We start from the raw sequence: 11,617 nt of genomic DNA, 5'->3' as shown, positions 1-11,617 counted from the left end.
GCGCGTGCAGCACCCCGAGGTCGGCGGCTGCCGCCAGTCCGCACCAGCCCGGCCCGCCGCTCCTCCTCGGGGAACGGCCGCCGCACCGCCGGGTACAGGCCGACCAGGTCGGCCACGCGGCGCGCCGTCCGCATCCCCAGCGGTCCGGCCGCGAGCCGCGCCCCGAGGGCGGCCCGGGGCTGCCGGTGCAACGCGGCGGCCAGTACGCCGGCCAGCCGGGCCTCCCCGGTGCGGCCGGCGCCGTCGAGCCGGACGGTGACCTCGGCGACGGCCCGCTCGGCGACGGCGTCGGCCCGCTCGGCGACGGCGTCGGCCCGCTCGGCGACGGCGTAGGGCCGCTCCGCGACGGCGTCGGCCCGCTCGGCGACGGCGTAGGGCCGCTCCGCGACCGTGTCGGCCGGCTGCGGCATCCCCAGGGCGGCGAGCAGGCCGGCCGGGTCCGGCTCGGAGCCGGAGCGGACCGCCCACAGCGGAGCGGCCGGGCCGAGCCCGTTGGGCACGACGGGCGCGTACATCCAGTGCGTGTCGGTCCGCACGTGCCCGCCCCGCACCCACTTGGCCACGTACCGGCCGAAGTCGGCGCGGTCGAAGCCGGCCGTCGTCCGTACGACGTACCCCTCCTGGCGCGTGGTGTCGACGCGCAGTCTGCGCAGCGCCCGCTCGTCGTAGACCCCGCGCCACAGGACGCGCGGGGCGGGCACGCCGAGCCGGCCGAGGAAGCGCAGCGTGCGGTCCCAGTCCAGGCAGCGGTCGCCGTCCCACACCGAGAACCCGTAGAACCAGCTGTCGAGTTCCTCGTAGGCGAGGGAGTGGCGGGCGTACAGGTTCTCCCCGCACACCCGCCATCCCACCGGTATCTGCGCGCCGATCCGGCCCTGGAGGCCCTTGACCCAGGCGCGGGAGGGGTGGTGGCCGGAGTCGAGGGAGCGGGCGTGCAGCCCGTCCGCGTACAGGGTGGTGTTCTCCCCGTCGAGCTTCTCGGTGACGACCACCTCGCGCCCGGCCAGCGCCGACGTGCCCCCGGCGCGCACGTCGTCCGCCGTGGCACCGGGGGACCACGGCAGGTGTGCCGTGCGGGGGTAGTGCGTACGCATGGCGGGCTCCGGATCGGGTGACGGGGGACCAGGTCACTCTAGGTATCCGGAGTCGGCGCATCCACCCAATTTGGCCCCGGCGGCCGGGACGACGCCCTACCGGCACATGGCCACGATGGCAGGGTCCACCACCCCGTGGGCGGCCTCGCAAGCCGGCTCATGTCGTACGGCTGCGGCGCGGGACGGGTGCGGGGCGGGCGGGCCGCCGCTCGCGGGCGGGCCGGCGCGGGGCGTCGGCCGGCGGCGCCCCGGCCGGCGCCGCGGGAGCGGCCGCCCCGACGGGCGGCGCGGACACCTCCACCGGATCCGGGGCGGGCCCCAGCGGCAGGCCCTCCACCACCGGCTGCCGGGGGGCCCACACGGTCCGGTCCGGCGCGGGCCCGGGCGGCCGGTCCGGCGCACGGACGGTCACGCACCCGGTGGCCGTCACCACTACGGCGAGCAGCAGGGACAGGGACGGCGGCAGCATCCGGCGCGACGGCATCCGCCCACCCTGCCGCAAGCGGGCGCCGCCGGTCGCGCCCGCTCACACGGACGGGTGAGCGTACGTGGTCGGACCGGCCGCTTTCACACCGCAGGTCCGCAGCACGGACGCTAGCAAGATCGACATAATCCGGCCATAAAGAGGTATAGGGGTGGCAAAGAAGATCATCCCGCTCCGGCGGGAACGCCGTAACCCGGCGGCCCGGCCCGCTGTTGCACAGGCGGCTGGTCCACCCACGGTGAACGGAGTACCGATGCCGCAGCTGACCGACGACCACGGACGCGCAGGCACCTGGATGACCCCGGCGGAGTACGGGGCCTCGCGCGCCGCCCTCTGGACCGGAGCGACCGTCCTCGTCACCGACTCCGACGGGCGGGTCCTCGTCCAGACCGTCGACTACCGCCCCGACCGGCTGCTCCCCGGCGGCGCCGTGGACGCCGGGGAGGCGCCCGCGGCGGCCGCGGCCCGCGAGATGCGCGAGGAGCTCGGCGTCGACGGCCACTACCCGCGCGGCCTGGCCGTCGACTGGATCCCCGCCGACGTGCCCGGGATCCCGCCCGAGATGCGCTTCCCCGGCGAGATCCTGCACGTCTACGACGGCGGCAGCTGGACCCCCGAGCGCATCCGGTCCGTCCGCCTGCCCGCCCAGGAGATCACCGGCATCGACTTCGCCGAGCCCGCCGACCTGCCCGCCCTGATGGAGCCGGGCGACGCCCGCCGAGCCCTCTCCGCCCTCCGTGCGAGGATCAACGGCTCCGGCCCCGCCCTGCTGGAGGACGGCCGCCCCACCACCCCCACCGCCCTGGACCGCCTCGGGGTCCTGCGCAGCCGGCGCACCCCCCAGCACGGCACCTGGCACCCCGGCCCCGTCCCGGCCCACCTGCCCGTACGGGACCACCACGGCTGGCTCTTCGCCCCCGACGGGCGGGTGCTGCTGCTCGTGGCCCGCGCCACCGGCGCAGCGCACCTGCCCGGCCCCGGGGCCGAGCCCGCCGCCGCGGCGCTGCCGCTCGGCTACCGGTACGCCGACCGGGGCGCCCTGGCCCGTACGGCGGCCCGGCTCACCTCGGTGTCCCCGGCCCAGGACCCCGCGTACGCCCGGCTCCTGGCCACCCCCGAGCAGGTACGGGAGCTCAGCGACTGGGGACCGGCCGGGCGGGACGAACTCGCCGCCGTGCACGCGGCCCGCGCCCAGCTCGGCCTGCCCGCCCCGCTGCGCACGCCGCCGGTGGAGCTCCCCGAGGAGGGGCTGCGCTGGTGAGGGCCCGGGCCGGCCCACGCCCGGCCCGCCAATGCCGGACGCGCGGCAGCCGGTCCCGCAGCATGGGGCCATGACCGACAGCGTGATCGACTACACCGTGTACATCCAGGCCGACCCCGCCCGGGTCTGGCAGGCCCTCACCGACCCGGCGTACACCCGCCGCTACTGGGGACTGACCTTCGAGACGGACTGGGCGGTGGGCTCCACGATGGACTGGGTCGAGCGCGGGGCCCGCACCCGCGACCCCGAGCAGGTGGTGCTCGACTGCGTCCCGGACCGGCGGCTGTCCTACACCTGGCACACCTTCAGCCCCCAGTGGGCGGCCTCCGCAGGGATCGCCGAGGAGCTGCGGGCCGAACTGGCGGGCGAGCCGCGCACGCGGGTGACGTACGAGATCGAGCCGGTCGGGGACACCCTCGCCCGGCTCACCGTCCGCCACGAGGGGTTCACTCCGGGCGGCGCCCTCATCAGGATGTGCTCCGGCGCCTGGCCGATGCTCGTCTCCAGCATCAAGACCCTGCTGGAGACCGGCGCGCCGCTGCCCGAGCCGGGGCCGGGCCCCGGCTCAGGGCAGTGACCAGAACCGGGTGGTCACCAGGTAGAACACGATCACCCAGAACGTCATCACCGCCACGACGGTCCCCACGCCGAGGAGGTTGGTCCGGGCCGGCGGCTCGTTCGCGGCGGGCCGCAGCCACCGTCCGAGCAGCGGGTTCACGTAGTGCGGCATCGTGAGGAAGCTCATGATGAAGCTCGACAGCAGGTTGCCCACCAGCAGTCCGAGCCACAGCGGCATCCCCAGGGGGTGCAGGGCGAGCGTCAGCAGCACCACGGTCGGGTACAGGCCGACCCAGACGGCGACGGCCGTCTTGGTCTCCGACGGCGGCGGCGCCTCCCTGCCGTTCTCCGCGAAGGCGAACCAGCTGCCGAAGGAGTTGTCGATGGCGCGCAGCTTGAAGTCGTCGAACTTCCGGCCCTCGGCGAGCACCTCCTGACGCTTCGCCGAGGTCAGCCAGGCGTCGAGGTGCTCGGCGTTGTCGTAGCGGTACAGGGTGGTCCAGTCCTCCTGGAGGCCCTCGACCGGCCGGAAGACCTCGCTGCCCCGGTAGCCCTCGAACTTGCTCTCCTCGTGCCTCATGCGGCGCTGCCAGGCGAGGAAGTCGTCGACCTGGTCCGGGTGGACGCGGTGGGTGACCACGACGGTCACCAGCGGGTCGGTCGGCTGCGAGCCGCCGCTGATGACCTGCTGGGTCGCGGGTCCGTCGAAGTACTTCTCGCCGGTGTCCAGGAGCCGCTGCCGGGTCGCCCCGTTCATCCAGGCCTGGAGGTGGGCGATGGAGTCGAACCGGTAGACGATCACCCAGTCGGGCTGGAGCGCCGTCGGCGGGGACACCTCGGCACCGAGGTAGCCGGGGTAGTCCGCCGCGGCGGTGTTGACGCCGTGCTGCCACTCCTCGTACTCCCGCTCCTTCCCGGGCAGCACCTTCCGGCCGATGATCACCGTGGCCGAGGCGTCCGCCCGCGCGCCGGTGCTCATCGCCTCGGCCCCGTCGGCGCCGGACTGCTCTCACCCAGCCGGCTGTAGATCCGCTCCGGGGACAGGGGCAGTTCGCGGAAGCGGACCCCGGTGGCGTCGCGCAGGGCGTTCGCCAGGGCCGGGGCCACCGGATTGATGCAGCACTCCGCCATGCCCTTCGAGTGCATGGCCCCGACGGAGTCTGCCGAGCCCACGAAGAGCACCTCGGTGCGCGGGGCGTCGGCGTACGTGGGGATGCGGTAGTTGCGCAGGTTCGGGTTGGCCATGGCGCCGTCGGCGTCGACCACGTAGTCCTCCGTCAGCGCGAACCCGATCCCCTGCGTGACGCCGCCGTCGACCTGGCCCCGGACCTGCTCGGGGTTGATCAGCACCCCGGCGTCGGCCGCCTGCACGCTGTACAGGATCCGGATCTCGCCCGTCACCGGGTGCACGGCGATGCGGAACCCGTGGGTGTTGGAGGTGACGCTGCGCGGCGAGCCGTACGCCTTGCGGGCCGCCGTGAACCGGATGCCGCGCGCACGCGCCAGGGCGACGAGTTCGGCCAGCGGGACGCGGTCGTCGCCGCAGACGACGTGGTCGTCCTCCATCACGCACATCACCACGTGGACGCCGGTGTGCGCGGCGGCGAACTCCACGATCCGGTCGCGCACCGCGTTGGCCGCCCGCAGGACCGCGTTCCCCGCGACGAACAGCCCGGCACTGGCGAAGGCGCCGGTGTCGAACCCGGTGCGGTCGGTGTCGGACTGCACCAGGCGGATCCGCGACGGCGTCGTGCCCAGCTGGTTGGCCGCGATCTGGACGTGCGCGGTGGAGGTCCCCTCCCCGAACTCCACCGTCCCGACCGCCAGTTCGTAGACGAGGTCGTCGCCGAGGGTGATCCAGGCCTCGGAGATGTGCTCGGTCGGGGGTGCCGTCTCGTGCAGCGAGCTCGCCACACCGGTCCCGACGAGCCACCCGGGTCCCGGAGCGGGCAGTCCGGCCGTACGGGCCAGGGCGCCGGCCACCAGGTCGATGCACTTGCCCAGACCGTCCTCGTTGAACATCACGTCGTCGGGGCCGTCGTGCATCGCGACGAGCGGGTCACCGGGCCGCACGATGTTGCGCCGCCGCAGTTCCAGCGGATCCATGTGCAGGGCCAGCGCCAGCTCGTCCATCGCCGACTCCACGGCGAAGGCCGGCTGGGTCATCCCGTAGCCGCGCAGCGCCCCGCTGGGGACCGTGTTGGTGTAGACGGAGTAGGCGTCGTACTTCTTGTTGGGGCAGCGGTAGATCATGACGGCGGCGCCGCCCGCGTACAGGGTCTCGCCGCCGTGGTTGCCGTACGCACCGGTGTTGGACACGTTCCGCACCTGGAAGGCGGTCAGCGTGCCGTCGGCCTTCGCGCCGAGCCGGACCGTCAGCTTCATCGGGTGGCGCGGCGAGGCGGTGGTGAACTCCTCCTCGCGCGTGAACTCGTAGCAGACGGGACGTCCGGTGTCGATCGCGGCCAGCGCCGCCAGGTCCTCCGAGATGACCTCCTGCTTGCCGCCGAAGCCGCCGCCCACGCGCTTGCAGAACACGCGCACCTGGTCGGGGCGCAGCGCGAACAGGTACTCCAGCTTGACCTTCGCGATGGAGGGGGACTGGGAGCTGGTGCGGACGATCAGCCGGCCGTCCTCCATCCACGCGAGGGAACCGTGGGTCTCCAGGTGGGCGTGCTGCACGCGCGGGGAGGAGTACGTGCCCTCGTGGACGACGTCGGCCGCCGCGAAACCGGCGTCGACGTCGCCGATGTGGGAATGGATCTCCAGCAGCAGGTTGTGGACGCTGTCGCGGACGAAAGGGTCCTCCGAGCCGTGCAGTCGGGGCGCCCCGTCGGCCATGGCCTCCTCGGGGTCGAACACGGCCGGCAGCACCTCGTACTCCACGGCCACCTCGCGGCAGCCCTCCTCCGCCGCACCGGGGGTCTCGGCCAGGACGGCCACGACGCGCTGGCCGACGAAGCGGACGGTGTCGTCGAGGATGTACGTGTCGTCCGGATCGACGAGGTGGTCGGTGTGGATCGCCGTGGTGAACCGCCTGCGGGGTACGTCCTCCCACGTGTAGACGCGGAGCACGCCGGGCACCGCGAGCGCGGCACTCCTGTCGACCGAGACGATCCGGGCGTGGGCGTGCGGTGAGTGCAGCACCTTGAGGTGGAGCACGCCCTCCATCCGGGTGTCCATCGTGAACTCGGCGCGCCCGGTCACCACGTCCTCGGCCGCCGGGGCGCCGACGCTCGTCCCCACCGCCCTGCCCGGCGTGGCCGTCTCCACGTGTGCGACGCCCTTCACCGCGTCCTCGATGGCCCGGTAGCCGGTGCAGCGGCACAGGTTGCCCTTCAGGGCCCTGGGCAGGTCGGCCTTCTGGGCCTCGGTGAAGGTGGCCGAGGTCATGATCATCCCGGCGGTGCAGAAGCCGCACTGGAAGCCCGGGGCGTCGCGGAACCGCCGCTGGACCGGGTGCAGGTCGCCCGGTGACCCGAGCCCCTCGATCGTGGTCACGGCACGGCCTTCCGCGCGGAACGCGGGGGTGATGCAGCTGTGCACGGGGACGCCGTCCAGCCACACCGTGCAGGCGCCGCAGTCGCCGGCGTCGCAGCCCTTCTTCACGCCGAAGTGGCCGAGGGAGCGGAGGAAGGTGCGCAGGCACTGGCCGGGAGCGGGCTCCCGCTCGAATTCCCTGCCGTTGACGAGGTAGGTCATACCGGACCCCCGGTGATCAGTTCGCGCCGGATCTCCTCCGCGAAGTGCCGTGTCAGGTGCCTGCGGTGGTCGGGGGTCCCGTTGGGGTCGGCGAACCAGACGTCGGCGGGGACGGCGTCGATGCTCTGGCGCAGGGTCAGGGCGTCGGGCATGTGCTCGAAGGCGAACCGTACCGGCCGGGTGGTCCCGGCGGTCACGGTGAGCAGCAGGTTGTCCGTCCCGGGGGCGTGCGTACCGATCAGGAACACCGTCGATCGGCCGAGGCGGGTCAGGCTGAAGCGGCGGTGCGCGGCGCGCTTGGCGAGGGCGTGCGCCGGGACGTCGATCCGGCGCAGCAGCTCACCGGGGGCGAGGACGTTGCGGTTGTTCCCGGTCACGAAGTCGAGGGCGTCCACGGTGCGCACCGACCCGTCGGCGGCCCACAGCTCGTACCGGGCCTCCAGGGCGACCGTGAGCGTGATCATCGGGCCGGCCGGGAGGGACATGCAGATGTTGCCGCCGACGGTGGCGGCGTTCCAGACCTTGAACGAGGACAGGAACGCCTCGCAGGCCGTCGGGACCAGTCCCCCCGCGGTCCACTCGGGCGGCGGCCGGAACGCGTACAGGTCGCGCACGGTGCAGGTCGCGCCGATCTCCAGTCCCGCGTCCCCGGGGACGAGGGGCTCCCAGGGCAGCGCCGTCAGGTCGATCAGGCGCCGCAGGTGCGGTTGCTCCGCCGAGTACAGCCAGGTGCCTCCGGCGAGCCAGGCGTCGCCTTCGCGCCACTCCCGGCCCGGCTTGCCGGAGGGGCGGCGGACGACTTCGGTGACGGTGTTGAGATCCATGGGGACCGGTCCCCTCACGACGGAGATCGCGGACGTCGCTCGCGGGGCCGGTGGGCCGTGGCACCGGCGTCCGGCGTCCGTACGCCGTGGCCGGAGGTCCCGGGAAAGGGGGCGGCGGCCCGCGGGCGTGGAGATCCTTTCTCAGGATAGGGCGGCGCGGACGGCCACGCCATGCCGGGTCGGGGGGCCTGCCGGCCGGCCCCGGCGGGGTCCGACGGCCGGGTCCGACGGCCGGGTCCGACGGCCGGAATTTCTTGATCGCCGGCCGGGTTCGTGTGTATCGACCACACAACCAGGAGGCGTGACAGGCATGACACTTGAACACCACCGCGTCGTCATCACGGCGGCCGGGCGGGACTTCGGGCGGACCCTCGCCCTCGGCTTCGCCGCGCGGGGCGCCGAGGTCCACCTCTCCGCCCGCACCGAGGAGGCCGCCCGGCGGGTCCGCGAGGAGATCATCGCCCAGGGCCACGACGCCGCCCGGGTCCACGCCCACGCCTGCGACCTCACGGACCCGGCCTCCGTACGCGCCTTCGCCGGGGCCGTCGCCGCCCGCACGGACCACGTCGACGTCCTGGTCAACAACGGCTCCCGCTACCAGCACGGCACGGACCTGCTCTCCGCCTCCGACGAGGACATCGTCGACACCCTCGCCTCCGGGGCCACCGGCACCGTCCTGGCGACCAAGGCCTTCCTCCCGCTGCTGCTGAAGTCCGCGAAGCCGGACATCGTGACCATGGTCTCCGGCTGCGGCGAGGCCGGGAACCACCGGTCCGACGCGCACGACGCCTTCTACGCGGCCAAGAGCGCCCAGGCCGGCTTCACAGAGAGCCTTTCCCGCCGGCTGCGCGGCCGGGGGGTCCGGGTGATCTCCCTCTACCCCCCGGACTTCGCCAACCACGACCCGCTGTCGCCCGCCTGGGAGGACGCCCCGCGCACCGCGCAGGACCCGCTCACCGCCCAGTCCCTGGTGGACTGCGTCTTCTTCGCCGTCGGACAGCCCCGCGACTGCTTCATCAAGTCCTTCTACTTCGAGCAGACCGGCACCGAGCTGACCCACTGACGCCACCCCACCCCCGCTCCGGGACCGCGCGGGGCGGTCGTGTGGAATGGGTGCCATGGGTAGCCCAGGACACCAGATACGCCGCGCGCCGTCGGCCGGCCCGACGGCCACGGCCCGGCCGCCGGAGCAGGCGGTCGCCACCGACCGGGTGGCGGTACGCCCGCCACCTCTTTTTTGTTTTTTCTCCGCCGGGGCGGCCGGCGTGGTGGGCGAGGCCGCGGTGGTGGCCGAGGTGCTGCGCGACCGCGACCCGGTGATGGCGCAGAGCGCGGTGGTGACCCACCTGGACCGCCGCGCGGTACGGCTGCGGCCCGGCACCGGGTTCCAGGACTGGGCCCGCGCCCTGCACCGCGTACTCGACGGCCACGCCTTCCCGGCCCGGCGGCTGCGCGAGTGGAGCCTGCTGAAGGCCGTCGAGGCGGGCGCCGAGTGGTCCCGGGCCGAACTGGCCGCCGCCTCCGACTGGTGCCAGCGCACCGCGGCGCAATCCCCGGCGCCCGGACGAGGCGCTGGCCCTGCTGGCCGCCTCGGGGCGCACCCGGCGCGTACGCAACGCCGCGGCCCGGAGGCTGGACCGGCGCGCCACCTCCTAACCGGAACGATCACGGCAACGAGTTCTCGCCATAACCCTGTTCGGGGGTTTAGGGTCTGCGTACCCTGCCGGGTATTCAGAGTTGGACCGATGCCGTTCCGCTGGAGGATGACTCTCTGTGTCGCACGTTTCGCAGGCCCCCGTCAGCACCCCCGAGGCCGGGTCGCCCGAACCGCCCGCGCCGCCCGCGCCCAAGGCGTTCGGCGAGGTGGAGGGCTGGTTCTCGGCGTATGACCAGGTCCTCTTCGACTGGTTCCTGACCCGCCAGAACGAGGCCGAGCCGGTGGCGGGCGACATCCTGGAACTGGGCGCCTTCATGGGCAAGAGTGCGATCTTCCTCGCCGGATACCTCCGCGAGGGGGAGGCGTTCACGGTCTGCGACCTGTTCGACTCGCCGGCGCCCGACGACTCCAACGTGCAGGAGGTGCAGGGCTCGTACCCCACCCTCACCCGCCGCGGGTTCGAGACGAACTACCTGGCCTTCCACGAGGCGCTGCCGACGATCATCCAGGCCCCGACCTCCGTCGTCGCCGACAAGGTGCGTGCCGCGAGCTGCCGGTTCGTCCACATCGACGCCTCCCACCTCCACGAGCACGTCGTCCAGGACATAGCCTCCTCGCGGGCCGTCGCCGCCCCGGACGCCGTGGTGGTCTTCGACGACTACCGTTCCGCCCACTGCCCCGGCGTCGCCGCCGCCGTCTGGGCCGCCGTGGCCACCGGCGACCTCCACCCGATCGCCGTGTCCGCCTCGAAGCTGTACGCGACCTGGGGCGATCCGGCGCCCTGGCAGGAGGCGCTGCGCACCTGGCTGGAGGGCCGCACCGACCTGTGGCACGGCGTGGACGTCGTCCACGGCAAGCCGCTGGTGCGCATCGGCGACGAGGGCGTCTCGGCGCCGCCCGCCCCGCAGCTGCTGCACCCGCCGGCCCCCGAGCCCGCCCCGGCCCCTCCCGCCCCGAAGCCCGCGCCCCGGCCGGGCGTGCGCTGGCGCAGGCTGGCCAAGGACCTGCTCCCGCCGGTGGTCACCCGCGCCATAGTGGCCCGGCGGCGGCGCGCCCGGGCCTGACCCGGGCGGCCGTGCCCCGGTGTCCCGCGGGAACCCCGCCGGACACCCGGGGCCCGGGGTCTCAGAGGCCCTTGCGGACCCGGGCCGCGCGGCGGGCCTCGGCGGCCTGGCGCGCCTCGATGGTCTTGCGGGACTCCTTGCCCCGGCCCGTGCGGCCCGGGCGGGTGCCGAGACCCCGGAAACCGAGCTCCGTGCCGCTCGGGCGGCCCTTCGCGTCGGTCGGCAGGGCCCCGGACAGCGGGACCCCGGAGGGCTTCCTCGCGCCGGTGATCCGGCTCAGCGCCGTCTCGCCGGAGCGCACTTGGGTGATGGTGGGCCGGATCTTGGCGTCGGCCATCAGGCGCACCATGTCGCGCCGCTGGCCCGGGGTGACCAGGGTGACCACCTTGCCGGACTCGCCGGCCCGGGCGGTGCGGCCGCCGCGGTGCAGGTAGTCCTTGCTGTCGGCCGGCGGGTCCACGTTGACCACCAGGTCGAGGTCGTCGATGTGGATGCCGCGGGCGGCGACGTTGGTCGCGACCAGGACCGTCAGCAGGCCGTCCTTGAACTGGCCGAGGGTCTTGGTGCGCTGCGGCTGGGACTTGCCGCTGTGCAGCCCCTCCGCGCGTACGCCCATGGCCCGCAGGTGCTTCACGAACTGGTCCACGCCGTGCTTGGTGTCCAGGAACATGATCACCCGGCCAACGCGGGCCGCGATCTCCGTCGCCGCCGACACCTTGTCCGCCGCGTGGATGTGCAGCACGTGGTGGTCCATCGTGCCGACCGACGCCGACTGCGGGTCCACGGAGTGCGAGACCGGGTCCTTCAGGTACCGGCGCACCAGCTGGTCGACGTTGCGGTCCAGGGTGGCCGAGAACAGCATCCGCTGCCCGTCGTGGTGCACCTGGTCCAGGATCTCCGTCACCTTCGGCATGAAGCCCATGTCGCACATCTGGTCCGCCTAGTCCTTCCCATGATCCGCACCCGCTCCAGG

At 73.9% G+C, this 11,617-nt stretch carries 8 protein-coding genes and 2 pseudogenes; 4 read left to right on the top strand and 6 right to left on the bottom strand.

Features of this window, described 5'->3' with window-relative positions; translation table 11 throughout:
• Both SSNG_RS39085 and SSNG_RS03525 read right to left on the bottom strand, forming a co-directional pair.
• Nucleotides 1-1,094, bottom strand: a pseudogene (locus SSNG_RS39085) (RNA ligase family protein); the annotation flags it as partial.
• Nucleotides 1,095-1,251: 157 nt separating this feature from the next.
• Entirely contained in the window at nt 1,252-1,578 is a 327-nt protein-coding gene (locus tag SSNG_RS03525; protein WP_007262421.1) for a hypothetical protein, read from the bottom strand.
• Nucleotides 1,579-1,831: 253 nt separating this feature from the next.
• Here SSNG_RS03525 and SSNG_RS03520 point away from each other — a divergent pair, with 253 nt between their 5' ends.
• Nucleotides 1,832-2,839, top strand: coding sequence for an NUDIX domain-containing protein (locus SSNG_RS03520; protein WP_241694986.1), 1,008 nt, complete (start codon nt 1,832-1,834; stop codon nt 2,837-2,839).
• A 70-nt stretch (nt 2,840-2,909) separates the two neighbouring features.
• The gene (locus SSNG_RS03515) at nt 2,910-3,416 is read left to right on the top strand and encodes an SRPBCC family protein (protein WP_042800481.1); all 507 of its coding nucleotides are present in this window, start codon (nt 2,910-2,912) and stop codon (nt 3,414-3,416) included.
• On the opposite strand, the gene SSNG_RS03510 is transcribed toward SSNG_RS03515, so the two are convergent.
• Genes SSNG_RS03510 through SSNG_RS03500 form a run of 3 tightly spaced genes read right to left on the bottom strand, consistent with a single transcriptional unit; the run spans nt 3,405 to nt 7,923 of the window.
• Complete coding sequence (locus SSNG_RS03510) at nt 3,405-4,376, bottom strand: antibiotic biosynthesis monooxygenase (RefSeq protein ID WP_007262418.1); 972 nt, start codon at nt 4,374-4,376, stop codon at nt 3,405-3,407. The two genes, SSNG_RS03515 and SSNG_RS03510, sit on opposite strands and share 12 nt — an antisense overlap.
• Nucleotides 4,373-7,099, bottom strand: coding sequence for a molybdopterin cofactor-binding domain-containing protein (locus SSNG_RS03505; RefSeq protein ID WP_007262417.1), 2,727 nt, complete (start codon nt 7,097-7,099; stop codon nt 4,373-4,375). Before SSNG_RS03505 ends, SSNG_RS03510 begins: the two co-directional genes overlap by 4 nt.
• The gene (locus SSNG_RS03500; RefSeq protein ID WP_007262416.1) at nt 7,096-7,923 is read right to left on the bottom strand and encodes an FAD binding domain-containing protein; all 828 of its coding nucleotides are present in this window, start codon (nt 7,921-7,923) and stop codon (nt 7,096-7,098) included. The genes SSNG_RS03505 and SSNG_RS03500 overlap by 4 nt, the downstream gene beginning before the upstream one ends.
• Before the next feature lie 310 nt (nt 7,924-8,233).
• On the opposite strand from SSNG_RS03500, the gene SSNG_RS03495 reads away from it, so the two are divergent.
• Nucleotides 8,234-8,986, top strand: coding sequence for an SDR family oxidoreductase (locus tag SSNG_RS03495; RefSeq protein WP_007262415.1), 753 nt, complete (start codon nt 8,234-8,236; stop codon nt 8,984-8,986).
• Between the two features lie 710 nt (nt 8,987-9,696).
• Nucleotides 9,697-10,644, top strand: a complete 948-nt coding sequence (locus SSNG_RS03490) for a class I SAM-dependent methyltransferase (protein WP_128636851.1) — start codon at nt 9,697-9,699, stop codon at nt 10,642-10,644.
• A gap of 61 nt (nt 10,645-10,705) precedes the next feature.
• Here SSNG_RS03490 and SSNG_RS03485 read toward each other — a convergent pair.
• Nucleotides 10,706-11,617: pseudogene (locus SSNG_RS03485) on the bottom strand (DEAD/DEAH box helicase); the annotation flags it as partial.

It is taken from the genome of Streptomyces sp. C (assembly GCF_000158895.1).
Lineage (GTDB): Bacteria > Actinomycetota > Actinomycetes > Streptomycetales > Streptomycetaceae > Streptomyces > Streptomyces racemochromogenes.
Note: the sequence above shows the minus strand (reverse complement) of the source record. Positions and strands in the feature narration are given on the sequence as shown.